Annotated in this window: 2 protein-coding genes; one reads left to right on the top strand and one right to left on the bottom strand. The window is 59.0% G+C overall.

What is annotated here, in order from left to right; translation table 11 throughout:
• The first annotated feature begins 151 nt into the window (after nt 1–151).
• Nucleotides 152–1,024, top strand: coding sequence for a DUF1028 domain-containing protein (locus A9Q02_RS01685; RefSeq protein WP_097650641.1), 873 nt, complete (start codon nt 152–154; stop codon nt 1,022–1,024).
• On the opposite strand, the gene A9Q02_RS24045 is transcribed toward A9Q02_RS01685, so the two are convergent.
• Nucleotides 1,002–1,450 (bottom strand): hypothetical protein (locus tag A9Q02_RS24045; RefSeq protein ID WP_172450507.1); only part of this gene is annotated, 449 nt, incomplete at its 5' end. The genes A9Q02_RS01685 and A9Q02_RS24045 overlap by 23 nt on opposite strands.

Genomic DNA, 1,450 nt, shown 5'->3' with positions numbered 1-1,450 from the left:
GCCGTGCGCGCGACCGCCGCTTCCGTGGGGGCCGCACTTGCCCTGATCGGTGTCCCTACCACTTTGACGTAGCCCTAGATAACGGGCTTCGAGACTCATCAGGATGTTCCAATATGCTATACTACGCAGAAGTTCAGAGAAAGGGACGAATATGCAACCAGTTGCCACTTTTTCTATCGTTGCCTTCGATCCTGAGCAGGGCGATGTTGGTGTGGCGGTTCAATCCAAGTTTCTTGCCGTTGGCTCGGTTGTCCCCTGGGCGCAAGCTGGTGTCGGTGGCCTTGCCACCCAGGCATGGGCCAATATTCGCTATGGCCCCGATGGGCTGAAACTGCTGGCCGAGGGGCTCTCCGCCGAACAGGTGTGTGACCAGTTGATTGCCGATGATCCTGGACGTGATCAACGTCAACTCGGCATCGTTGATGCGCAGGGCCGGGTTGCCGCCTATACTGGCAGTGCCTGTATGCCCTGGGCAGGGCACTATCTCGGCGCTGGCTATACCGTGCAAGGCAATATCCTCGCCGGGGCCAGGGTCGCCGAGGCGATCGCCGAGGCCTTTGAAATGGCCCAGGGTGAACTCGCCGAACGCCTGGTCATTGCGCTGGCTGCCGGCGAAGCAGCCGGCGGCGATCGCCGCGGTCGCCAGGCCGCCGCGCTCTATGTCGCACGCACCGGCGGTGCGTATGGTGGCAATCACGATCGTTATGTCGATTTACGCGTTGACGATCACCCAGAGCCAATTGTTGAACTCGAACGCCTCCTCAGGCTCCACCGTCTCTATCTTACCACGTCAGATCCGGCGGCGCTGCTGCCCATTACGCCCGAATTGACCTGCGAGATCCAGACGATGCTCAGCGAGGCGGGCTATTACGCCGGCCCTGCTGATGGCAAGTTCGAGACCCTGACCCGCAGCGCCCTTGAGACCTATGGCGGGGTCGAGAATCTCGAAATGCGCCTCACTAGTCTCGATGAGCACAAAATCGACCCGCTTGTGCTCGATTTTATGCGCCGCAAACGAGAGTAAAATCCTGCAGTTGCACCAAACTATCGCCCGCTGGCGGCTGGGATGCAGCCTGTTTCAAGATGATCGGCAGGTATACCCTGGAATCAGTCGGTGGGCTATCACTTTGCCAGCGATGGTACGCGATGTTGAGCAGCGGCACAAATTCCGCCGTAGCTTTTTGATGCCCGGCCGTCGTAGGATGGCTATCGCCGCTTGGATAGGCCGCGTAGTTATTGTTCACTGTTTGCAGGTGTTGCACCGCGCCGTTCCACCAGCGGTGATGGTTGCCTGTCTCGGCACCCGCATCATTGGTAGCCACGTCGCCGCCATTGCTGGTCAGAACATTGTAGTGACGGCTCCCACGGCGAAAGGAGACTGCTGAAAAAGTCCGACCCACAGCAGGTGAAACAATGGGTATACCCATCCAACCGATAAAGATCGTCTGTG

The sequence above is a fragment of the Candidatus Chloroploca asiatica genome (assembly GCF_002532075.1).
GTDB lineage: Bacteria > Chloroflexota > Chloroflexia > Chloroflexales > Chloroflexaceae > Chloroploca > Chloroploca asiatica.
This window is presented reverse-complemented; position numbering and strand designations above follow the sequence as displayed.

What these genes read in the sequence shown, in the direction of transcription:
- A9Q02_RS01685 (WP_097650641.1), top strand. Translation starts at nt 152, where the DNA reads ATGCAACCAGTTGCCACTTTTTCTATCGTTGCCTTCGATCCTGAGCAG.